Source organism: Acanthopleuribacter pedis, from assembly GCF_017377855.1.
GTDB lineage: Bacteria > Acidobacteriota > Holophagae > Acanthopleuribacterales > Acanthopleuribacteraceae > Acanthopleuribacter > Acanthopleuribacter pedis.
In genome coordinates this window covers 258,283-282,115 of sequence record NZ_JAFREP010000011.1, presented here as the reverse complement: position 1 = coordinate 282,115, position 23,833 = coordinate 258,283, and the positions used below count along the sequence as shown (strand labels likewise).

Annotated in this window: 2 protein-coding genes (1 of these 2 cut by a window edge); both read right to left on the bottom strand. The window is 61.0% G+C overall.

Going from position 1 to position 23,833, the window contains the following annotated elements; all coding sequences use genetic code 11:
- Positions 1-165 precede the first annotated feature (165 nt).
- Positions 166-17,883, bottom strand: coding sequence for an Ig-like domain-containing protein (locus tag J3U88_RS13530; protein WP_207859354.1), 17,718 nt, complete (start codon positions 17,881-17,883; stop codon positions 166-168).
- On the bottom strand, positions 17,880-23,833 hold the 3' portion of the coding sequence (locus J3U88_RS13525) for a carboxypeptidase regulatory-like domain-containing protein (protein ID WP_207859353.1). 16,180 nt of this gene lie beyond the right edge of the window; the window shows 5,954 of its 22,134 coding nt (coding positions 16,181-22,134); its start codon lies off the right edge, out of view; its stop codon occupies positions 17,880-17,882. Before J3U88_RS13525 ends, J3U88_RS13530 begins: the two co-directional genes overlap by 4 nt.

Below are 23,833 nucleotides of genomic sequence, written 5' to 3'. Positions count from 1 at the left end.
AATCGGGGCGAATGCGTGTTCCGGCCAGGACAATATCCTCAAACCATAGGCCGGCCAACACCTCCCGGCGCTTAGACCAGTTGTCAGCGCTAATATCGGTCGGTCCATCCGAAAGAGGCGGCAGAATCTCGCGGACCCTGCCTTCGTGATTCAAAAACTGATCAATCATTTTAAACGCAACCTGTAATAAAGTGGCACCGGTGTGAGGCCGGTGGTGGAGGAGATATCCAGGAATTGACTGGTGTTATCATAGTGACCTTTGCTGTTTTTAAAAGGCTTGATGTCGTAAAAGTTTTGGTATCGGCTGTTGCGACCAAAAGCATAATCCGGTTTCCTGAAATTCACCAAACTCCGCAGCGGGGCGGCGATTCGAGGTTCAATGTCCAAATTCCTCAGGAAACCGCCGGCCTTGGCCTGCTTGACAAAGTGGAAATTTAGGCTGTGGAAACGTGTACCGGCCGCGGCTCGGTTGCCTTGGTGCAAGCGGTGCCGCGTCATGCGTACCTGATTGCGCACGTAATCGCTGTTGCCGGTCACCTTACCGCGAACCAAACGTTCACCGTGGCGACGAATCGATTTTAGGATGGCGACATCAGCCTGGGTCGCCTCACCCAAACTGTTGATGCGTTTGTGCAGCGCACTGGCGCGCGGCGAAGGTCGCGAAAGATTGAGGTCGTAACGCGGCGGCGGTATCCTCGGTCCGGCGGGCCGGACGGCGTTACCCCTACCCCCACCCAAAAAGTTGAGGTAATAGAAGGGATCGGTAAGGGCTTCGCCCCAAGCATCGCCCAGGAATGAGAAATACTCGGACAGGTTGCCGCTAAACAGACTGTTGGAAGCCATCCATGTACTGACTTCCCAGTCGGCCGCATAAGCCGGGTCGAAAAAGGGATCGATCGTCAGCGCCAGACCGGCGGCTTTAAAGGCTTCCAAGCCACCGTTTTCCGGCGTCACCAACCAGTCGATGGTGCGACGCTGGGTATTAAAAACGGTGTAGAACAGCAGTTGGCCGGTGCGTTGGTCTCTGTTCTGGTACAGGCGATAACCGTAGCGTTCAAACCATTGGTCGGCCAAGGGCGTGGGCAGGGTCAGAATCTGGTGACCCTTCTCGCGCAGATACTCGCTTAACTTGTGAGAACCCGCCCCGGGAACCACGTCCCGACCGTCGGGATCACTAAAACGGATGGGGTTGGCGGCCGCATAGGCGTAGGGCTCGTCGAAACTACTGGGATCGAACAAGTCCAGCGGGCGCGTATCGGTGTTGAGAAAATGGCCCAAACGCGGCTGATAAAAGCGGTTGTGCATGTAGACCAGGCCGGTCTCGGCATCCGCCACGTGGCCGGAAAGGCCTTGAACGGGCAGGTCCGCCACCTGATCCGGCGGCAGTTGAAAGCCGAATTCGGGTACTTGACCGGAACCACCGTGCGGGGGACCGCGCGACGGATGGGGCGCCAATAACTCACCCCAAGGGTTGAAGGGCGTGTAATAGGTTCGGCCCGTATCGGCCTGATGGTAGGCGAACGGCGTCCCCAAGTGGTCGGCCAGAATGAAGTAGTCAAAACCGGATCCGGTCAAATCCTTGACGAAGGCGGGTCCGAGCGGGCCGTAGCCAAAGGCGTGGGTCCACACGGGGTTGAGCCCGTTTTCCAGGTAACCCGCGGCAACCACGCGCGAGCCCTGATAGACGTAAATCAGATCACGCGCGGGTTCACCGTTGCCGCGAATGCCGCGTTTCACACGACGGTCATAGACGTCGTAGGTGAAGGTTTCGGTATAGTTACCGGCTTCCGGGTTACTGATTTCACGTAACTTGCGGGTATTGTCGTAGGCGTAGGTTACGTTCTCACCAAAAATACCGCTGGTTGCCTGCAAGTTGCCGTCACCGTCGTAGCTCAGGGCCAAGCTTTGACCATCGCGCTCCAGCGATCCGGTCCTGGCGGTCATGGCCGCGTCGGCGTTGTTGGTTTGTTGCAATACCGGGGTGCCGTCCACGGATCGTGACATCCCGCCAATCAGGCTTTCAGCCAAGTTGCCGTAGGACTCCACAATGGTTTGCAGCGAACAGTCGGAACAATCTCCGTCGGAAACCCCGTCCCCGGCGGCACGTTCGATTTGAATCGATACCAACTGATCGTTCTCGTAAGTGGGTGTCAGCACTTCGCGGAATCGCGGCCCTTGACGCAAAACGCGGTCGATTTGGTCCAACGCGGCGTCGGGTCGCTGGGACCAATCCAGTTCCAGCGCGTAACCACCGCCGCGCAGGCCGGTCAAGCGATCTTGATCGTCCCATGCCGCAATCAGCGGATCCAGGTCACAACCGTCGCATTGCCACTGAACCTGTCTCGGATTGCCGCCGTTGTAATCGCTGTAATTCACGCGAAGATCGTCGGCCTGGACGTAGCTGGTGCGACCTTCGTTGTCGTAACCATAAACCAGCGACGGCCCACCTTCCACTTCCAAGCGGGTGACATTGCCGTCGGCATCGTAGCTGAAATGCTGCACCACGCCGTTGGGGTCGGTGTACTGCTTAATGCGGTTGGTTGTGGTGGTGGCGGCTTTGGCGGTCACGTCGTCCGAGGTGTATTCAAACGACGAATCGCCGTCTAAATTGCTGCTGACTTGAGCAATGCGCTGCTCGCCGTCGTAAGCCACGTCTTTTTGGTCCGACCAAGGGCCGGGCGCCGGATCGATTCGCTCCAAACGACCGTTTTCGTAGACGTAGGTCTCGCGCGGCAGGTTGTCGCGCAGAACCCGCGTCAGGCGCCCCATGGGATCGTATTCAAATTGATAGTCGGCCAAGCCGGGACGACGCACCTCGGTCACTTTGCCGTTTTGGTTGACATCCATCGAAACGCCGTTGGGCATTTCCAGAACGGCAACCTGATCACCAGAGAACAAGTTCAATTCAGGGCCGCTACCCAAGCGCATGGTCGCCGGTGCACCCCACTTATTGGGTTGGAAATGAACCATCGCCCGATTGCCGGTGCGGTACCCGGTCAGGTCACCTTTGGCGTCGGCGGTCACTTCAATATCCGAGCCGCCGAACCGACTGGCGGTGACCGATGCCACGCCGCCACGCGGGTGATAAGCCAGCGAAAGCGAACCGAAACCGGCCAAGCTGATGCGGCCGGGCTGACCGTAGGCGTTGTGCTCGGAAAGCGTCATCGCGTGGGGACCGCCGGTAATCCGCGTCAGATTGCCGCCCTCGTAATGGTAGCGGTACGACTGCTGATCGTTATCAACTTGGGTCACGCGGAAATCGGCGTCGCGCCGCACCGACAAACGCACCAGACCGTTCTCGCGAACCTGACGAATATGGCCCATGGCGTCATAGGAAACGCTGTGGTTGCTCCCCGCAATGTCCACCGACATGGTGTTGCCCGCGTTTTGCGCCTGGTAGGTCGCATTTTCACCGGTCATACTGGTGGCTTGATCGGCCAACCCGGACGCGGCCTCTTGTTGATAACCGCCGCTCGCATCGCCCTGCGCCAGGGTGTACGAAACGTCCTGGGCGGTGGTATCAACCGTTACCGAATCGCCCAGCCAGGTGTTCAAGCGGGTTTTGCCTTCGCCCTCGGACTTATCAACCACCACAACGCTGTCGCCGCCGGCGGTATTCTCGCCGTCCATGGTGAGGGTTCGCGGCATGGGTGTGCCGGAGAAGTAATCGACGTTGTAATCCTGATCGTGGATGTTGTTGCCGCCAATGACCCGTCCGTAAATATCGTAACGGTATTCGGCCACGGTGCCGTCGCTGTCTTCGGTCCGCGTTTGACGGCCCAGGGTGTCGTAGGTCACGGTGCGGGTGAAGGTCCCGGTGTACTGAGTGGGTTTCCCCCAACGATTGAGTGAACCCAGGTCGGCCAAAAGCGAGAAGTCGCCTTCCCATCCGCCCAAATCTTCACCGGTCGATGAGAACAAACGCGAACTCACCAGTTCGGCGCCCCGCTCCACTTCCTGGAACTGAAAACCCTTGCCGCCACCGTCGCCGATTTTGTTGGTCATCGCGGTGACGGTCAGCGGTTGATCCAATCCGGCGCCGCTAATCACGGTGCGTTTGCGCAAGCCGGCTTGATCCAAAATGTTGGTGGTTTCGGTGATGTTGCGGATGCCGTCCTGAATGCTGCTGGACCGATCACTGCCGTATGTAAAGGTCACCTGACGATTCCCGTCGCCGCCCAGCAATCGTTTGGTGATGACACGGCCCCAGGCATCGTAAGCAAACTGAACCACACCCAAACCTTCTTCCTCGGCTTGCACGGTGCGACCCATGTTGTCGGTCACCAAAGCCAGGGTTCGGGATTGGCCGAAACGCGTGCGCACGGCGGCCGTGATGCGTGGGGTGAAGTCGGGTGCTTTGGTATAGCGATGGGTGACGGTGTAGTCGGTTTCCTCGACGGGTTGTTCGGAATCATCGTCATACACGGCACGGTAGCGATCCACATTGGCGGCAAGGTCGCGAATGCGTGTCAAACGACCCAACGCGTCGTAGGTGTAGGTATAGGTTAAGGTCTGGTCCGCATAAGATTCGCTCTGTTCAACCAACCAACCGCGGTCGTTGAACTTCTTCACCACAACCTGACCGGAACCGGTTTCGGTGGTGGTGGCCACCTGCAACCCATCCCGATAGGCATAAGCCATTTGGTAGGTCACCCCACCCATGTAGGTCATGGTGCCCGCGCGGCCAAGATCGTCGTAGTTGGAGAAAGCGGTGTGGACACCCATTTCGGTCGATTCAACCATATCGCCCATGTTATTGAGTGACATGGAGGTCTGCGCGTCTTGCAGGGTTTCGCTGATCGGCACGCGGGTGGTGACGCCGTTGGTCGCGGCATAACCCAGACCGGTCAAACCGTAAAACCGCGTGGTGGCGGCTTTTTTCTCAAAACCTTGGATATCCGTGGTTTGGTAAACCACCCCGGAAGCGGAGAACCGCTCTTCAAAGGTATTGCCGTCCGCGCTGGTACGACGACCTTGAGCATTGAGGGTAATCGCAAAGGATTTGCCCGAGGGATCGGTGAAACGCGAGGCTTCCATCTCAAAACCGGGACTGCCGTTTTGGTATTCCCAGGATTGTTCGCCGCCGTTGCGTTCGTGTTTGGTAAGCCGGCCTTTGGTGTCGTATTCAAAGGTCTGGCTCAAGCGGGAATCGGCGGTGAGGAAGTGGGCGAAGACACCCGCTTCGTCGCCGGCCTGACGCGTCCAGGTGAGGGTGAAGGTATTGCCGCCCGGCTGTGTGACCCGGCTGAGGTACTGGTTATCCTGGAAGGCGAAACTCACACCCTGCGAATAACTTTGGGCGGCGGCGGCCAGGGTTGCCCCCACCATGAGGCCGGATTGACCCCGCGAGGTGGTGAGGTTTTGGTTGCCGTAAGGGGTCGTGATGCTCCCGATTTTCTTGCCGCCGGCATCGCTGTAGGTAAAGGTGGTCTCGGCATCGCCGCGCGAAATAGACGTGAGGCGTTTGGGCACAAACTCACCCAACTTCAGGTCGGCGTGCAGCGGTTCCCAGACATAAGCAAGCGGACGTTGGCCGTTGCGGCGCACCTCGGTCAGGTAACCGTCGTCGTCGTAAACGTAGCTGAGCTGCATGCCGTCGGGCAGAATATTGCCGACCACCAAACGGCCCGTGGCTTTGTTTTCATAGCTGAGCGTGGCGCTGCGTCGGCCCGCATCGGCAACGGTTTCAATGATTTCCAAAGGACGCGCGACGGCTTTACCGTCGGTTTGGAACTTAAGCGAGTTGCTCCAGCGCTGGTCTTCCTGTTTCAGCAAAATGGTTTCGCCGATAAAACCGGCCGGTGCCTCGGAAGTGGCCGGCGTGAAACGCAGCAGCGGGTAACGCATGGCGTCGGGGTCGTCCTGGGCGCCGGGCGAACCGGCCACCCCGTTGACGTTTTCGAAAACGGCGGCGTAGTCGGGAAGGTCGGCTTTGGCTTTTAGAACATAAGCCATGCTGAAGTCATGGGTCAGGGTCCAGTTGGCCCCTTCTTTGACCAACTCGGCGGACAGGTGGTTGGTTGCCCGCGCCGCACGCCCTTCTTCTCTGGGTTCGAAGGACACTTGGAAAAAGCCGGGTTGTTCCAGAACCAGACGCGGGTGGGCGTTTTCGGGTCCGTGGGGCGCCGCGCTTAGTTGCCCGACGTCCCACCACACCGGCATGGCGGCCTGCAACATCTGTCCATTAACCATGCCGCCGCCGAAGGCCCCGGTTTCAAACAAGAAATCGCTGTTGTGGGCGCGCATGGGCGTGAGGTTGAGGCGAGGGTCCCCGTTGGAAAGCACATGGTCCTGCTCGTTAACTTGGGGCATGGCGGCCAAGACATCAACGGAACCCATGCTGCGATAGGCATCGATGTAGCGCGTGTCGGGGTAACGGTAGGCCACCACAAACTGCGCTTCATCTTCGGCCAACAAGCGACCGTCTTGCTCAATTTTGTACTTCAACTCAAAAGCAATGAACCCTTCTTCGCGCAACCGTCGGCGGTTGGGTTCCTGGCTGAAGAAGGTCTCGCGCAGCTTGGTGGTGCTGAAGTAGCTGTAGGTGGGGCCGTGTACATCGGTGCGTTCAATACTATATAGATTGTTGCCGCCCAGTTCGGCGACGTCCACGGTGATATCCGCTTCATCGGCGACCTCGATGGCGAAGCTCCCTTGCTCCATCACAAAGGCGGCTTGATCGTCCAGCGGCATATCGGTGGCGTAAAACACCATGTGTTTGGCGTACTTGAAACTTGACCCCAAAGGCGTCGCCGCGGAACCACCGTCTTCGACGGGATTCATCCAATCATTGAGGTCCATGTACTCCCAACCGGCGGCGCGGTACTTCACCGGCGCAACCGGGGTACGGCTCAAACTGCGCCCACCCGTATCGTGGCTGTAGAGGTTGCCGCTGATAAAGGTCAACCGCGAAGGCGCCCGTTCCTCGGCCGGGAACATGAAGGCGAGGTGTTCGAAACCGGACTGGTCTTCCGCTTCCGGTGTCTCGAGGAAGGCACGCACATCCAACATGGAAAAACGATTGTCCAAGCCGGAGACGGCCAAAAGACCGGTTTCCGCATCCAAGGCAATGGAATACAGGCCGCCGCCGAAAGGCAGCGACTTGATGGGTTGAATGCCGGTGGTGCTCATGTCCCCTTCACGAGGTACCTCGTAGAAGTGAATCTGGTTGGGCGTTACGGACCGATCGGTAAAGACGGCCAGATCGATTTCGCGGAAACCCTCAACGGGATCGCGGTAAGCGAAACCCGAAACCGCGCTGTTGTAATTGATCATGCCGTGGGGGCCGCCCACATACTCGGTCCTGGCCACCAAACGCGCGTCGTAGTCGGGGTCGCCCGACGGCATGGCCAAACCGGGGAACGGCGGCAATTCGCTTAAATCGAAATCGAAAATGGCGGGATGGCCGTAACCGCTTACCAAAAAGGCCGGTTTCACCTGCACAAAGTCGCCGTCGTTTTCACGACGGGCAAAGGTGGTAATCGCGGAGGCGTCGCCCGGCAGCGGGTAACGGGCTACCAGACCCAGGTTTTGAATCTCGGATTCAAAATCCAGACGGTTGCCGCCGGCGGCGCCGACGACCGCGTCGTAGTTCTCCATGGTCTCGACCACGTCCACGATCAAGGTACTAGCGGGCACAATCGGTTCGCCGGCCATATAGCCAAACCGTTTGTAGCCCAAAATCACATAACTGCCCATTTTGGCGGTAGCGTACACCAAACCCGGCTCAATACTGGGCAGGTCAAACAGCTCGTCAAAACCACCGCCGTTGAAGCGGTAGAAACTCATGTTGGAGACATCGCTCGGGAAACGCTGCCAGGTGGCGACCAAAATGGAACCGGCCGGGATTTGGTCCAGGGCCTCGTCGCCGCCGGCGGCGATACCGGTGCCGGTCTCTTCCAACTCACTGGGCAGGAAGATTTCCATGCGCACATAGGCGTCCATCCAACCTTTGCGCAGTTGGTAGGAACCCACGGTCGCCATGGGATCATAGGCGTTACGGGTATCGTACACGTCGATGGTGAAGTGGTCTTGCTGCCAATCTTCGGTAACGATCAAGGTCAGGTTGCGCACACCCTTCACGATGGTTCGGTGGGTCGCGTTAAGGCGGTCCACCTCGCGGAACTCGGTCGTGCGGAAGGAGGCTTCAAAAACTTCTTCCGGGGCCGTGTCCTCGCGGTCGGTCACGCCGTCCACCACAACCGTATGGACGGTGTCGAAGTTAAGCGCTTCAACCGGCACGGCATAAATAATGAATGCTTCGCCGTCGCCCTCAATCAGCGTCCCGTTTTGATCGTAGTAACGCAGGGCCAAATCACCCGTGCCGTCGTTTAAGCGAATGGTGGTGTTGTTGATGTTTTTTACCGGTTCGCTAAAGGCAATGGCAATGCTGTCCCCGACCAGCACATCCTCGGCTTCGTCTTCCGGTTTCACCGACAAAACGAAGGGCGGTGCGCCCGGGATATCGGGCAGGGGTCCGTTGCCCACAATCATGAATCGTTCGTTGAGGGTGTTTTGGGTGTCGTGAACGGAGGTCACCGTGGCGGCAGCCGTCACCACCCCGCCCAACTCCACCGCGCCGGCGGGGAAGGTCCAGGTGATGGTGCTGCCTTCAATTTGTGGATCGCCGGGTTCGGGTAAACCGGAAACCACCAGGCGCGGTTCGGGATCCAAGCTGAGTGCCAAGCTGCTGCTCAAGGTGTAACGCAATTGGAGCAAGGCGTCGGCAACCACGCGGCGATTGTTGCGCAGTTCTTCGCTGCGCGCCGTGTCGACCACGAAGGCACCGTCCTGCAGGCTGCCCACTTCCCAGCGGCTGCGCAATTGCGGCGGGGGCGGGTTGCCCAAATCGACCTGGTGCTGCAGCGGATCAAATTCGGCGTTGCGAATATGATAGTTGAGGATACTGAAGCCGGAACTCACATTGGCGTTACCCCGTTGGCGAATATCCACCACAACACTCTGGGCGGTGGCGGGATCCACGGCACGCATGGAGGCAATCGGCCCGAAGTAGTTGCAGTTGGCGCGACCCGTGGCGTCGGCGACACCCATCAGACGGTAAGACGGCGGTCCGTTGTTTGGGTGGAACACACCGTAGACGTGGGTGCCCGGCAAGGGGTAATACCCGGAGCGCAAGTGATCCTGGTGCCAGCCGTGGCTCTCAAAGGGCGGAGCTTCCAAAGGCGGCTGCACGGCCACCGCGGCCCGCTGACAATTGACATAGTCGTAGATGGGATGTTCGGAAGGGTTCAAAGGCGCTTGGGAAGACATGATGCCGGTAAAAACCTGGGAGCCGACGGGATCGGAGGCCTGGGTGCCGGTCATGGCGTTGACCTCGATCACCAACATCATTTGAACCAAGTTGAACCGTTTACCCTGGCCGGTATTGCGGCCGGCGAAACGTCTTTTGCCCGCCGGTTCGCCGTTTTCGATGTTAAACGCATCGTGGAACCGGACCAGGGTCTGTTCGCTCAGTTGGTCCGGCCGCGTGGGGTCGGCGGCCAGTTGGAAACCGGGATGGAAGGTCATCGCCACCATCGAACGGCCGTTGTAGGCGTCCAATTCCTTTTCCACCATCAGGCGCGCCTTAAAGGTGGGCAGCGGTCCGCTGACCGGTTCCATCACAAAACCTTGGACGAATTCCATGGCCGGCGCGGCTTCCAAGGCCGCGGTTTCGCCGATGCGGGCGGCTGCGCCGGCGGCGTCGGCGGCGGTTAAACGTACTTCGCTGTTGAACCCGGAAGAGACCTCGTCCATGCGCAACACCAATTCGTCGTTGATGCGCAGGGCAAAGGGCTGCGAACCCAGCAGGAAGGTGTCGGGCCCGGTTTGGGTCAGACCGATCAACCGTTGATGGGTGTTGCCCAAGGGGTCGGTCGCCCGCAGTTCAACGGCTTCGCCGCGTACGGCGGGAACCGCCAAGTGCAGGCTGTCGCCGATCAAGGTGGTGGTGACCCCGGCACCGGTTTCGGGGTTAAACACACTTAATTGGGTGCCCGGCGCAAAGGCTTCACCGGGCGCGGTCAGGTACAAACCGTCGCTTTCACTGGAAAGATAAAAAGCGCTCAGGTCCAGGGCACGCGGCACGGCGGCTTGGACGGTGGTAAAGGAGAATTGCGCCGGCGCGGCCAAGGAATCGCCGTCGCGGCCGCGCATGGCCTCGCTTACCGTCAGGGTGTGCACGGTCGCGGCGGCCAAGGTTTGCAGCGGCAGCACGCGCAATACGTAGCGACCGGGTTCGGCAATGATTTCCAAAGGCACATCGGCGCCGCCGCCGTTGAGTGAAATCGCACTTGCCAAAAGGTCGCGATCGCTGCTGACCGGTTGGTTGAATTCCAGCGTGATGGTGGGCATGGCCACCACGTGCACCTGATCGGCGCCGGGATTGTGACGAACCAGAGTCAAGTTACGCAAACCCAGGACAATATCTTGACCGGTGAGTTGGTCTTGACCCTGGGTCGCGGGCAATTGCAGGGAACCCGAAGCACGCGGCGAATCGGCCGTGGCCGTCACCTCTTGCGGCGTGGTCATGTGCGGCACGGCCAGACGGTACCCGCCGGCGGCATCGCCGCGCGCGGACCAGGGGAATCCGGCATGGTCGACATAAGCGCCGACACTTGGCGCCCCTTCATAACGCACGACACCACTTACTTCGCACAGTGCGTAGTCCAAGGCCACCACGGTGTAACGGCCGCTTTGGGTAATGTCCGCCGAGGTACCGACGTTGGTCCATCGGCCGTTGTTTTGGGTCAAGCGGCCGACATACAACCGCCGTGGGTCGCCTTCTTCGCGGCGCAGCAGAATGACGGACACCGCGTTGATGTCGTTTAAACTGAGTTCGGCCGAACGATCAAGCTCGCCGCCCACTTCCAAGTGGAAGCCACCAAGCCAGGTCGCGCGGGGCGGCAGTTCCAAACCTTCGTCGGCGGCAAATTCGGCATGGGCCACGCGTGGCCCGTCGGCGGCGGCCGACAAGTCCAGGTCCAGGTTGCCAAAGCTCCAGGCGGCATCGGCGGCAAAACCGGCTTGGCTCTCCCCGCCCGCCACGCTGACAAAATCAATTTCGGCGCGTTGCGTATTGTCCTGTTGCAACGGAATCCGGGCGCGCACATTCAAGCGACCGCCCAACAGATCGGGTCGATCCTGGGAACCGAAGCGGTAGCTGTAGGTAAAGAAGTCCAGCGGGTAGGCCGGGCCGGTCACGGTTTGGTCGTAGCGATCATGGGTTTCGGTCGCCCAGACGCGGGCGCGGCTGCCGGAAAGCAGACCGCCGGCCGTGGCGACGTTGCAGGTGAACAGGGTTTGCGGCTCATCGAGAATCGAGGCGCGCGCCGGAATGGTGACCGAATCGGCCAAGGTGGAAGCAGGCACGACCAAATCGGCGCCGCGCTGAACCAGGTCGTTGACGGCGGGTCGGACCACACCGGACCAGCTATCGATGAGGGCGGCGGTGTAGCTACCGTCGCCGGCGGGAAGGTCGGCGGTGACGGTGCCGCCTGCAGCCGAAGCCACGGCAAGGACACGCCAGCCGTCTGCTTCCAAGTTCAGGAAATACAGGGCGGTGCCATCGGGCAACAAGGGTTGGTTCAAGGTCCAGGTGAGGGTTCCCGCCGTGGCGAGGCCGGTTAATTCAAAAGCGGCGACGGGGGCGTAACCCAGAGGCAGCAGGGCGGCCAAACCCTGATCGGACACCTCGGTAAAGCCGGCGCTTCCGGGCAGAACCACGCTAAAGCCGTCGCCCTGAACGGTACCGGAAGTCGGACTGCCGCGCGCACTCAGGCGCAGGTCGGGCACGCGCCAGGCATCGCGATCGGCCGTCATGGTACGCCGCAGACTTGCGTAGGCGGCGCTCGGACCGTTGACGGTGATGGGGAACCCGTGGACGTAGGTTTCGTAAAAACCGTCCGCATCGGTGGTGACGGTGGTGGTCCCCTCGGGCGAGATCACATCCAGCGAAGCCCCGGCCACGGGGTAGCTGGTCGCATCGTTCAAAACACGGCCGTGAACATAATGAGGAAAACTCACCTGAATGGTGCCTTGGGCCTGAACCTGATTGCCGAAGCGGTCGTGGGCCACGGCTAAAACCGGGATAGCGCGTTGCAAACCCGATTGAACGGCGTCGGCGGTGTGCTCGTTGCCGTTTTCGCCCTGGTAAACACTGAGGCCGTTGATAAACAGTTCAACCCGGGTAACATCTTCAGCGGGGTTGAGGCCGACGCGCACTTGGTAAGCGGCGCCCGGGCGAATTTGATCCGGGTGATCCAAGCTGATTTGCGGCCCTTCGCCCTGGTAATGGACCGTAATCGAAGCCTCGCCGGAGCGACCAAACCGGTCCAAAGCCGTGTAGGTCAGCGTATTGGCGCCTTGCTGCAAAGTAACACCGCTTTCATTGAAACGGCCTTGAACCAGCGCAACCGGATTGCCGCCGCGGCTGAGGGCCGGCGTTTCGTCGTAAAGGTCGTTGACGGTACCGCTTATTTCAATCTGAGCTTGATTGGTGGTGAAGCCGTCGTCCGGCGAGAGAATGGTAACGACCGGCGGGCTGTTGTCCAGATAGAGATCCAACTTGGCCTGACCCGGCAGCCATCCCTCGCGTTGGGCGCGGAATAAAAACGTATTGACACCCCCGCCCAAGGTGACCGGGTAGCTGAAGTTGCCACCGGCGTCGGTGGTGACGGCTTGGCCCTGTTGGGTCAGAACGGCGTCGGCCGGTTGAACCGTCCCCGTAATGGTTTGTTGCGGTTGATCGAAGAGATCGCGGTGGGCCGGGCTCGTCAGGGTAATCACCACCTGATCCAGGTCGGCAAGGTCGATCACCGGAATCGTCTGGGTGGTTTCGCCGCGATGGTCGAATTCGTCAATACCGTGCGCGATCAGGGTATAGGACGTTAACGCCTCATCGTCGGGAACAGTTATTTCAAATGAGGCTTCCCCGGCGTTTTGCTCCGTCAAATCGGTGCCGTTGACGCGGAGACCGACCCGGTTGACGGTGGATGCATCTTGGGTCGTCACACGAATGGTGTGGCTGAGACCGCGAACCAAACGGGCCGGCGCGTCAATCGCGACCACGGGCGCGGTGGTGTCGACGTAAATGGTGCGCTGTACGCTGTCGCCTTGGGCGCCGGCGAGGGTACCGTTCATGGTCAGCAGATGTTCACCGTCGGCGGGCGCAACCGTTGCGGTCCATGCCGCACCGTCGCGCTGCACGGGTGCGCCGTCGACGTCGACCACCGCCTCGGCGGGATCCACGCTTCCGGCGAGGGCGACGGGCAAAACACCGAAGCGGGCGTTATCGGCAGGTTGATCCACGGTCAGGGTGACGTTGTTGGGTCGGATTTGCACGGTACCGGAGGCGACCCCGCTGTTGCCCGCGCGATCAAAAACGCGCACCAACAGTTCGGTTACCGTGCCGGCCTGGTCAGCGGTGGTGGCAACGCTTAATTGGGTGGTGCCGTCGTCGCTGAATTCTTGAATCGCGTTGCCGTCCTGCTCAATGACCTGACGAACGATTGGGTTGGTTTCAACCAAGGTCCACGCCATGGCAATCGCCTGACCGGCCACCACGGATTCGGGGAGGTCGAGGGTCACTTGCGGCGGCGTGATGTCGCGAACAACGGTTCGCTGGTCTTGATCGCTTTGACCTTCGCGCGTGGCGGCGGCGGTGAGGGTGATCGCGCCTTCACCGTCCAAAGCGAGGGTGTGGGTCCAGCCGGTTCCCGTGACAAGCGTGTCTTCGCCGTTCAGCGTAACCGGTGTGTCCGCGGGCGAAATCGTACCGGCAACGGTGATCTCACCTTCATTGGTCCAGGTCCCGTCCGCCGGCTCGGTCATCACAACATCCACCGGACGCGCTTGAATCGCGACGGTGCGTTCCAATTGGGCCTGGTTACCGGCGGCGTCGGTGGCAGTGAGTTCGTAAACAAGGGTGGTGACGGTTTCATCCAAGGTCGCGGTCGCATCGCCGCTTCCGTTGGGCTCCGTTGCGACGGTCTCACCGGCGCGCAGCAACAACGTGTCACCGAGGCCGTTGGCATCAGAAACCGTCCAGCTATAGGCATAATCGGCACCGCGCACCACTTCCGTCGGAACCGTCAGTTCCAATTCGGGCGGGGTAATGTCGCGCTGAATGGTCCGTTGATCTTGATCACTGACACCTTCGCGCGTCGCCACCGCTGTCAAGGTGACGGCACCTTCCTCGGTCAAGACAAGGGTATGGGTCCAGGTCGAACCGGTCACCGCGGCCGCTTCCCCGTTCAGGGTGACCGGCGTGTCGGCGGGCGCCACGGTTCCGCCCACGACCAAGCTATCGGCATTGGTCAGCGTGCCTTCTTCGGGCGTGGTAATCGCCACATCCACCGGGCGCGCTTGAATCGCCACGGTGCGTTCCAATTGGGCTTGGTTGCCGGCGGCGTCGCGGGCGCTGAGCTGATACACAATGGTGGTTACAGATTCGTCCAAGGTCGCGGTCGCATTGCCGCCGCCGTTGGGTTCGCTGCTTAGGCTAACGCCGTCCCGCGCCAACAGGGTTTCGCTGAGGCCGGCGGCGTCGGTTACCGTCCAGGTGTAGGCATAATCGGCACCACGCACCACTTCCGTCGGAACGGTCAGTTCCAATTCGGGCGGGGTAATGTCGCGCTGAATGGTCCGTTGATCTTGATCACTGACACCTTCGCGGGTCGCCGTCGCCGTCAGCGTGATATCGCCTTCACCGGACAAAGCTAACGTATGGGTCCAGGTCGACCCGGTCACCGCGGCCGCTTCCCCGTTCAGGGTGACCGGCGTGTCGGCGGGCGCCACGGTTCCGCCGACGACCACCGTATCGGCGTTGGTCAGCATGCCTTCGTCGGGCGTGGTAATCGCCACATCCACCGGGCGCGCTTGAATCGCCACGGTACGTTCCAATTGAGCCTGGTTGCCGGCGGCGTCGCGGGCGCTGAGCTGGAACACAATGGTGGTGACGTTTTCGTCCAAGGTGGCGACGGCGTTGCCGCTGCCGTTGGGCACCGCGCCGGCGACCGCGCCGTCGCGTAAAAGCAAGGTTTCGCTAAGACCGCTGAGATCCGAGGCCGACCAACTGTAGGCGTAATCAGCACCGCGCACAACGGTGGCGGGAAGATCCAAGTTCAGCTGGGGCGGCGTGATGTCGCGGGTGACGGCTACCGCGTCTTGGGCACTGCCGCCGCGACTGGAAACCGCCGCAACCAGTTCGATGGGACCTTCCCCGGTCAAGGGAAGTGTCAGCGACCAGGTCGTTCCATCGACCAAAGCCGGGATCCCGTTTACAGCCACGGCGGCGTCGGCCGGGGTCACCGTTCCGCGCACCAACACCTCCGCGGCGTTGGTTAAGGCACCGTCAGCCGGCGCATGGATCGCAATCGTCGGCGCGGGAAAATTCAGCGTAACCGTGTGGCGTGTGGTCGGTGCGCCGTGGCCGGCGGCATCTTCGGCGTCGATTTCAATCAGAACGGCATCATAAGCCGGGTCGACGGGAACAAGGGTGCGGTGTTCGCCGATCAGATCACTGGAAACCACCTGACCGTTAACGCGGACGGCCCCGGTGACGGCACTAACCGCGTCGCTAATCTGCCAGGAGAACACCAATTCCTCACCGGCAAGATGGGTATCCGGCGCGGTTAAAACGATTTGCGGCGGCAAGGTATCCACGATGATGTTGCGGGTAACACTTTGGGTTTGACCGTTCCAATTCGCCGTAACTTCAACCGTTTGCGCCCCTTGATCCGGGCTAATCGCCGTAACCCAGGCAGCGTTACCGCCGCCCAGACTGGTTCCCTGCACCCTTACCTCGGCGGCGTCGGGTGTAACCGAACCGGAAACAGTCATGGGCAGCACCGTGATCAAGGCACCTTCGCCGGGTGCGGTGACGGTCAGCGACAGGTTGACGGCGCAAACGCCTGAGTCATCGGCGGTATCGGCGTCGGCGGGTGTCACGGTGCCGTTGTTGGTGACGCCGGTACAGGCGGTGAGCCAATGATGCCCCGGCGCGGTGGTACCGCCCGCAAGCAAATAGGCACCGCTGCCGATGGTAATGCCGCCTTGGCGCGCACGCAAGCGCGAGGTGCCCCCCGCGCCGTTGCGACCGGCATGGTCGATCAACCTGGCCCCGGGAACACCGGCTTGAAGCGTAATGTTGTCGGCGGCGTCCAGCACCACCCGCGCCTCGGCGTTGTTGTCGTTGCCGTTGTCCAAGGCATAACCGGAAAGAATTAAGTCCCCACTTTGAGAAACCAGGGTGATGTGGCCGCCGGTTGCGCCGGCCAAATTGGGTTTGGTTTTCACGGCGACGGTGCCGTGCTGTCGGGCCGGATCAAAAGCCGGCAAAAGCAAACCCATGCGCATCAAGCCGTCGTTTTTGCCGCGCATGGCAGCGGCGGTGGTCGGATCGATCCCCGGCGCCACGCCGTTTTTGGTTTTGGCACTGGGTGGTTTCACCAGCAGGCCCAAGGCCCAGCCTTCGGCTTGGGGCGCGGTGAGTTGCGGCCAGGTCAAACCCGGCGCATGGATTTCAAAGGAAACCGACTCGTGAACCGGATCTTGCGGCCAGGTTTCGCCCAGTTCCACCGCCAAGTCCCAGCCGCCGGGCGGTTGCATCCAAAACCCACCCACGGCATTGACACTGTTGGCGTTAAGCGTCCATTTGTTGACGATATCGCCGTGAAAACGCAGTGCTTCCAACAAGGCTTCATTGCCGAGGTTGGCAAAAAAGGCTTCGATATCGCCCGCACCCGGCGCCACCGACAAGGCAACCTGAACACCGTTGCCGGAAGCCAAGTTGGTCAGGGTCACCGTCACCGGTACGGTCGCGGCCAGGCCGCGCATTTCGGCATTCAGCGTGGTGGTAAAGGAAGGCGCGCTCGTGTTGCGCGTGCCGGTGTAACCGAGAACCCGCACTTCTTCGCGGGCTTGCAGGTGAACGGCCCCCGCCACGGGAACCCCGACGCTCCGAACACTGACGCCGGAGGCCACGACCCGATCGGCTTCGGTGCCCAGCACCCGCGTCCCGTCAATATGGAGACGGCCGCCGAAACTGATGATTTGCATTTCGGGCGCACGACCGTTTTCGAACCAGGCATCAACCAAGCCGTCGATGTTCAGATCGCCGCCGTCGCCAAAGACCAACAGGCTCAAGTCAGCAACACCTTGTTGGGCGCCTTTGAGCAGAACCCGCCCGCTTGCGCCGATGTGCAGATCGCCGGTATGGGTGCCCAGCAACAGGTTGCCGGCCGTGCCCCAGGTGCCCTGCACTTGGTTGGCCACGGTCCCCGCCACGCTAAGCCCGTCACGGGCGTAAAGGGTTAAGGCGCCGGTATCGGCATGGGTACTCTCCACGCGCACGGCGGCACCCGCATCGACCTGAACGGAACAAGCGGTACGGATGGTTAAACCCGGTGAAACCCGACTGTTGGGCCGGTTTCCGGGAAGCGTGCCGACGCTGATCAACGCATTGTTGGTGACCAACAGGCGTTTGCCGCCCAGGTCAAAGACGGCCCGCCAATTTTGAGGGTCGTCGCCGGATTTTTCGTAGCTGAAGTACGGCGCCAAATCGGCGTCGCCGCTGTAGACGGGCACGTCGGCGCTGAAGTCTACGGTCGCGTTCTCATCAACCACCACCGTATCGCCGTCGCAGGAGGCGGTTTGCGCCAACCACGTCTGCGCGGCCGCAAACCGCTCCGGCGGCAAGGCGGGCGCCTGATCGGCGGGCGGGTCTTGAGCGAAAAGTGGTGCAAAGAGAAGCAGGGAGCACAAGAAAAGGGAAGCTACGTGTTGCGTCATACAAAAATCCGAAAAAGTAAGGTTCGAAAGGGTTTGTTTGGTACAGGAAAAGGAACGCGCCGCGTTGTTTGGGTAACGGATGATGGATTTCATCGGGCACCTCCGGCCGTGCGCAACTCAAGCGAAGCCGGTTGATCTCCCGGATCGGGCGGCTCGGCCAGCTGTAAGTAAAGCGTGTCCGAATCGCCGTCGGCGGCTTGCAGAATACGCACCGGCTTGCCGTTGAGGCGCAACCACATACCGGCCACGTCGGCGGCGCGCAGGCGCGTTTGAATCGCCAAGCCGCGCTCGCCCTGTTGGGTCATTTGTTGCAAACCAATGGTTCGCCGTGGTGCCGGGGGCGTTCCCGTCAATCGGCCGCCGCGGTACTCGGTCGCCGCGATCACAAACTCGGTGCCGGGTTCGACAAAAACCAGCGAGCCCTGGGTTTCGACGCGGTTGCCGGTGACAATACGGCCGGTGAAGTGGGCCGAATCACGCGCATGGACGGCGACGCGACCGCCGCCCGCGTAGACCCGTCGACTTTCAAAGCGCTGATCGGCCACACCACCCGCAACATCCACGGTCCCGTTGCCGCTGAATTGGCCGACGCGCAGCAGCACCGAACCACCGGAGGAGCGGTTCACGCCCCGCGCGCTGATACGGCCGTCCAGATGTAACCGGGCGGCGCCGAGGTGCAAGACCCCGCCACCCGCGGAGCCGTTGCCCGGCAAAGTGGGATAGACCGGGGACCCGTAAAGATCGGCGGGTTGGGCACGAACATGGAACCCAAAGGGCAAACCGCCGTGCGCGCCGTTTCCGGGACGACGGGCAACGCCGTCCAAACGGATGCTGCTTTCGCCGCCGATGTTGAGTTCTCCTGCAACATCAATCGAAAGCAACACATCGGAGCCCGCGGATAAGCTGGTAAGACTGCTCGCCTGGTTTAACCTCAGCGACGGCGCCTCTAAGCGACGTGTTTGCAGATGGGTGCCTTCCAACGAGACCGGTTCGGCAAAAACCACGTGGTCCCCACGGAACACGGCATCGACGAGACGACCGCCCGGCGCGCGCAGCGTGCCGGCGAAGGTGGCACCGTCGGCGGAAAGGTATTCCAAGCGGGATTGTCCAATCAGGCGGGTTTCGCCGTTCCCTCGCCCCACCCTGCCGGCGAGGACCAGTTCACCGGCGTCCAGGAACAACAAGGCGTCGTCAGAACCCGTTGGGTTACCGGTCAGGACACCGGCCTGAGCCACGGAGACCCAATCGGCGCGCAGCGAAGCGACCTGAACCGAACCGGCCTGAATGGTCAGTTCGCCGACACGTAGCGTTGCTTCGTGATACTCGGGCACGGCATGAACCACCAAACGACCCCCGTTTACCGAAATCGTTTGCGCGGTGAGCGTGTCGTCCGCAATCAGACGCGCCTTGGGTGGGATGACAATCGCGCCGAAGCGCGCGCGTTTTTTCAGGTGGCGCGTTTCCCCTTCCCGCAGGATCAAATCGCCTTGGGTCGGGATGTCAACCGGCGCCTGGAATGCTTTGGCGGGCGGGGTTTGAATGACGCGTTTGGAAGGTTCGGTCCCGAATTCTTCCACAAAGGTCGCATCCAGTACCGCGCCGTCCTCCACAATCATGTCTTGTGTGTACACGAACCCGTCAACGGTGCGTAGGTTGGCGCCGCCGCGTACTTCAATCACATCCAACAAGTGGTAGCCCTGCAGGGACTCACCCTCGTCCACCACCGGGTTTTCGGCCAGAATCAGTTGATCCGTCGTATTGGCAATCACTTGCGTCGATCCGCTCAACCAACGCACCCGCAATCCGGCGAGGGCGTTGAATTCGGCAAAATTCCCCTCCAGCGTGCCGTTTTCCGGCGGCACTTCCAAGAACAGGGAACCGAACCCTGGCAAGGTCGTCGAACCGGCGCGGGTGGGAACACCGCGATTGTCCACCACCAGACGGCCGTTGGGCCAAGTGCTGTTGCGATAGAAAACCGTACCCGCCCCGGCGTTGCTGTACTCGCGATTGACATCGGAATGGCCGCCATAAGCCGTCACGGCCCCTTCGTATGCATCCAAATCTTCAACATGCAGCGCAATGCGCCCGCCGCCGCCGGCTTCCCAATAGCTGTGGCCGCCGTCGGCGCTGATGTTGCCGCTCCCGCTTAAGACATCGCCGCGCAGGTAGATGGAACCGCCCGCGCCTTGGCTCGAACCGTTGACGTCCAAGTCCCCGTTGAGGGTTAAGGTGGTGAAACGCAGATCCAGGGCGCCACCCGCATCGGGGGTGGTGTTGTGGGAACGACCGTGGGTCTCGGGCTGATAGAGGTTGCCCAAGGTCGAAGCCGTATCGTATTCGTAATTGCCGCCGTACCCGCCATGGCTGGAACGGTAGCGGTTGTCGCTGTTGTCGGCGCGACCGCGGTCGCGGCTGAAGATGCGGCAACCGGCGTCGACGGTCATGGTGTCGGCCTGAAGCGGGACATCCAATTCCAAGGTCGCATTGTTGCGCAGCTCAAGGCTGACGGGATTCAGGGACACCTGCAGGTTCATCTGATAGTTGTCCAGAATCAGATGGTCCAAACCGGGGTCCGCGTAAAGCGTAAAGCTGCCGTTGGTGAAGGTACTGTCGGCGGGTACGTCCAACCAGGCCGCATCCACCGAACCACTTTCAAAGACAAAGTAGTCCAACACGCGCAGGGCGTCGTCGGTTTTCAGTTGCGCCCCGCCGCGTACTTCCAACACATCCAGAATGTGCAGGCCTTGGAAGGAATCGCCTTCACCCATGAGTGGGAAGGTCCCCTCGGCCGGATAAATTTGATCGGTGGTGTGGTCACCGACCCGCACTTCGCTGCCGTCGGTGAAAATCAGGAACAGGCCGTTCAAACCGCCGAATTCCGGGAAATTCTCACCGTCGATGACACTGCCGCCGGTGGGTTCCGCCGGTACCACTTCACCCACGCCGGGTAAGAAGGTGGAACCCGCCCGCGACTCAATGCCGCGGTTGTCCACAACCAAACGACCGTTGGGCCAAGTGCTGTTGCGGTAGAACACCGTGCCCGCCCCGGCATTGCTGTAGGCGCGGTTGACGTCGGCGTGACCGCCGTAAGCGCTGACCGCCCCACTGTAACCGTCCAAATCTTCCACGTGTAGGGCAATGCGACCGCCGCCGCCGGCCTCCCAGTAGGTATTGCCGCCGTCGGCGCTGATGTTACCCGCACCGGTTAATTGATTGCCGCGCAGCAACACCGAACCACCGGAACCCTGACTGGATCCGCTTACATCCAACGTGCCGTCCAGGGTCAGCGTGTCGAAGGTCAGCTCGATCGCACCGCCCGCATCGGCGGTGGTGTTGAACGAACGGCCGGCCGTGGTCGGCGTGTAGAGGTTGCCCAGCGTCGTTGCCGTATCGTAATCAAAGTTGCCGCCGTAACCGCCGTGGCTGGAGCGGAAGCGGTTCCCCGTATTATCCGCCTGACCGCGATCACGACTGAAAATGGTGGTGCCGGCACCGACCGTGATGGTGCCCGCGTTCATCGGTGCATGCAGCTCCAGGGTGGCGCCATTGCGCAGTTCTAAATCGGCAAGGTCCACCGGGAAGCGCAGATCCAATTGGAAATTATCCAAAATCAAACGGTCGAGGCCGGGATCGGTGTACAAGGTCATGGCACCGTTGGTCAGCTCGCTGTCGGCGGGCAATTCCAAACCGGCGGCTTCAATACTGCCGCTTTCGAAAATGAACTGCTGCAAAACGCGAATGCTGTCAGCGGTTTTCAATTGGCCGTTGCCGCGAATTTCCAGCACATCCAAGATGTGCAAACCACGGAAGCCTTGACCTTCGTCAACCAGCGGGAAACTGCCCGAGGCGGGGAACAGTTCCGTTTCGCCGTGGTTGCCGACCGCGACTTCGCTGCCGTCCTCGAAGACGAGGTACAAACCGCCGAGGGCGCCGAACGGCGGAAAGTTTTCCCCATGAATCACAGCCCCGCCGGTCGGCTCGGCCGGAATAACCTCACCCAAACCTGGCAGTTTGGTGGATCCGGGACGCGTATCCAAGCCGTTGTTGTCCACAATCAGCCGGCCGTTGGGCCAGGTGCTGTTGCGGTAGAACACCGTACCCGCGCCGGCGTGGCTGTACTGACGGTTGGCGTCGGCACGACCACCCCAGGCTGTCACACGACCCTCAAAGGCGTTGAGGTCTTCAACGTGGATGGCGACACGACCGCCGCCACCCGTTTCCCAGTAGGTTTGGCCGCCGTTGGCGTTGATGTTGCCGCCGCCGTCAAGGGTGTCGCCCTGCAAATAAATCGAGCCGCCCGCGCCTTGACCGGTGCCCGCGGCATCCAGGTCCCCGTTGAGCGTGAGCGTGTTGAAGCTGAGCTGCAACGCCCCGCCCGCACCGACCGTGGTGTTGTGGGAACGACCATGCGTGGTGGGCGTGTAGAGGTTACCCAGGGTTTCCACGCCTTCAAAATCGAAGTTGCCGCCGTAACCGCCGTGGCTGGCACGGAACCGGTTACCGCTGTTTTCGGCCGATCCGCCGTCGCGCGCCAAGATGGTGCAGCCATGATCGACGGTGATGGTGTCGGCACTTAAAGGCGCGTTCAGTTCAAGGGTGGCACCATTGCGCAGTTGCAGGTTGGTTGTCGCGATGGGAACTCGCGCCACCAATTGGAAGTTGTCCAGGGTCAGGTTGCTCAGCCCGGGATCGGTGTAAAGCGTCATGCTGCCGTTAGCCAGCTCACTGCCGACGGGTACTTCCAACGCGGCCGCTTCCACACTGCCGCTTTCAAAGATGAATTCGTCGAGTACGCGAATGGTGTCGACCGTCTTGAGTTGGGCGTTCCCGCGGATTTCCAACACGTCGAAGATGTGCAAGCCGCGATAGCTTTGGCCCTCGTCGACGAAGGGGAAACTGCCGGAAGCCGCGAACAGTTCGTTTTCGGTGTGATCGCCGATCGCGATTTCACTGCCGTCTTCAAACACCAGGTAGAGGTTGCTCAGCCCGCTGAAGGCCGGGAAGTTTTCCCCGTAGATGGGTCCATCACCGGTGGGTTCCAAGGCAATCACTTCGCCGAGACCTGGCAATTCGGTGGTGCCGGGGCGCGTGTCCAAACCGTTGTTGTCAATGACCAAACGACCGTTGGGCCAGGTGCTGTTGCGGTAGAACACCGTGCCCGCACCCGCGTTGCTGTATTGGCGGTTGGCATCGGCACGACCGCCCAAAGCACTGACTTGACCTTCGAAAGCCGTCAGTTCTTCAACGTGAATGGCGATGCGGCCGCCGCCGCCCGTCTCCCAATAGGTCTTACCCCCGTCGGCGCTGATGCTGCCACCGCCGGTAAGGGTTCCGCCGCGCAGCAAAATTGCGCCGCCCGCACCCCGGCCACTGCCGTCTGCATCCAAACGGCCGTTGAGCACCAGCGTATCGAAACGCAGTTCCATGGCACCGCCTGCATCGGGCGTGTTGTTGTGGGAACGGCCGGAGGTGGTCGGTTCATAGAGGTTGCCAAAGGTCACCGCCGCCGACAGATCGAAGTTTCCGCCGTAACCACCGTGGCCGGAACGGTAAACATTACCGGGGTTTTCGGCCAGACCGCGATCTCGCGCAATGATGCTGCTGCCCGCGTCAACGGTCAGGGTTTCGCTGACCGTGATCGACGCTTTGGGTTCCAGCGTGCTGTCACCGCTGAGATGCAAGCTGTCCAAATTCCACGGGAAGTGGCTCACCAGGTTAAAGGAATTCAGGGTGAGTTGACCGAGACCGGGATCGGTAAAGAGTTCAATGGAACCCTCGGTGAATGGGGCCTCGGCGGGTAGTTCCAGACCGGCGGCATCGATACTGCCGCCCGCGAGGATCACGGTTTGCAAGACGCGAATATGGTCGTCGGTTTTAAGGTGCGCGTTGCCGCGTACTTCCAAGACATCAAATAGGTGCAGGCCGTGGTAGCGATCACCCGGGTTCAGATCGGGGAACGGCAGGTCGGGCTCGGCGGCGGTGAGTTGGTGCTCGCCGTGGTCGCCGATTAAGACTTCGCCGTCGTCAAAAACCGCCCACATGC